The organism is Actinoplanes sp. NPDC051633, assembly GCF_040681735.1.
Lineage (GTDB): Bacteria > Actinomycetota > Actinomycetes > Mycobacteriales > Micromonosporaceae > Actinoplanes.
This window is the reverse complement of sequence record NZ_JBFAZH010001331.1, coordinates 1-1,952: the sequence shown is the minus strand read 5'-3', so window position 1 is coordinate 1,952 and position 1,952 is coordinate 1. Positions and strand designations below refer to the sequence as shown.

The window sequence follows — 1,952 nt, the reverse complement described above, 5'->3', positions numbered from 1 at the left end:
CCCTGCCCGGCGGCCTTGGTCTTGCCGCCGCCACCGGTGCTGCCGGACGCCTGGTCGCCGTCGTCGGTGCAGGCGGTCACTCCGCCGGCGGCCAGGAGTCCCATCACGGCTAACGACGCCATTGCCTTACGCATGCGGGGGGTCCTCTCGGGGGGTCGAGTGGCACGGAAGGTGGCGGGCCCTCGGTGCGCCAACCAAGATACGTCGTCGGTAGCCGAGTGTCGCTACGTGAGCGGGCCTCGCATCCATTTCGTAGCCGAAAGGGCCATCTGTCTTCACGCTGCGCGTTTCCGATTCAGCGTTGCGTGATCGGGAGCCGCCCGGCGGCGCGCACTAGGATCGCTCGCATGGCGTTCGAGCAGCACGGGCACACGCATCGCCTCGACTGGGCCGACCCGACCCTGCGGGAGTGGGACTGCACGGTGGTCTGGTCGGATCCGGCCGATCCCGAGGCGGGCATCGTGCTGGACCGGTCGGCCTTCTACCCCGGCGGCGGCGGTCAGCCGCCGGACCACGGCGTGCTGATCTGGCAGGGCGTGCAGACCCGCATCGTCGACACGCGCAAGGGCGACGACCTCTATCTCATCCCCGCGCCCGGCGACCCGGTCCCGCCGGCCGGCGCCGCCGTGCGCGGCGCCGTCGACGACGACCGCCGCTCGAGCCTGATGCGCACGCACAGCGGGCTGCACATTCTCTGCGGGACGGTGTTCCGCGACTTCGGCGCGCTGGTGACGGGCGGCAACATGCAGCCCGGCGAGGCGCGGATGGACTTCAACCTGCCGGAGGTGCCGCCCGGCTTCAAGCAGGCCCTCGAGGACGCGGTGAACGCCGAGATCGCCGCCGACCGCAAGATCGTGGCGCGGGTGCTGCCGCGCGAGGAGGCCCTCGCGATCCCCGATCTGGTCCGCACGCAGGACGCCCTGCCGCCGCTGGAGATGCCGGAGATCCGCGTCGTCGACATCGTCGGCCTCGACGTGCAGGCCGACGGCGGCACTCACGTCGCCTCGACCGCGCAGGTCGGTCACGTCACGGTGCAGAAGGTGGAGAGCAAGGGCCGGCAGAACCGCCGGGTACGCATCAAGCTGTCGAGCTGACGCCGTCACCGACCGTGGTGCACCGCCCTCACGGGGCGTGTGCGCGGCGGCGATTCATCCGGCTTCGGGCACTCCCGCGAGGCGGCGGTGCAGCCGCTCCCGCTTCGCCCGGTACATCTCGGCGTCGGCGGAGGCCACCAGGGCGCCGAAGTCGTCACCGGCCGCCCCCAGCGCCGCGCCGATGCTGGCGGTGACGAAGTGCACCCCGTACACGGTCTCGATCGGCTTGCCCACCACGTCGCCCAGCCGCTCCGCCGTGTCCCGCAGCGGGCCGGCGAGCTGCTCGCCGGACAGGACGATGAGGAACTCGTCCCCGCCGAGGCGGGCCACCACGTCGTCGGCGCGCACGTTGCGGCGCATCCGGGCGGCCACCACGCGCAACACCTCGTCGCCGGCCTCGTGCCCGGCCGCGTCGTTCACCCGCTTGAAGCCGTTCAGGTCGAGCACCAGCACGCCGACCTCGCGCCCGGAGTCCGCCAGCATCGCGTTGACCCGGTCGCGCAGGAAGGTCCGGTTCGCCAGCCCGGTGAGCGAGTCGTGCGTGGCGGCGTACCGCAGCTCGGACCGGCTGCGCTCCAGCTCCGAGTGCATGCGCGCGTGCAGGATCGCGATCGCGGCGTGCTCGGCGAACAGCGACAGGATCTCGCGCTGCTCCGGCCCGGGGCGGCGCCCGCTGACCGGCAGGTCGACGCTGAGCACGCCGACCCAGGTGCCGTCGGGCGCCGTGAGCGGCGCGAAGAGGGAGTCGAGCGGATGCCAGCCGTCCGGGTCCTCGGGCACCGGTATGTCCGGCACCCAGGTGTAGAGGTCGGCCGGGACTCCGTACCGGTGGTCGACGAAGTAGAGGTCGTCCCAGCG

The 1,952-nt window shown here is 72.6% G+C and carries 2 protein-coding genes; one reads left to right on the top strand and one right to left on the bottom strand.

Translation table 11 applies throughout. The features are described 5' to 3' along the window. The first annotated feature begins 347 nt into the window (after positions 1-347). Positions 348-1,094, top strand: a complete 747-nt coding sequence (locus tag AB0M20_RS40655; protein WP_364306544.1) for an alanyl-tRNA editing protein — start codon at positions 348-350, stop codon at positions 1,092-1,094. A gap of 54 nt (positions 1,095-1,148) precedes the next feature. On the opposite strand, the gene AB0M20_RS40650 is transcribed toward AB0M20_RS40655, so the two are convergent. Further along, positions 1,149-1,952: diguanylate cyclase (locus AB0M20_RS40650; protein ID WP_364306542.1), on the bottom strand; the 804-nt coding region annotated here is incomplete at its 5' end.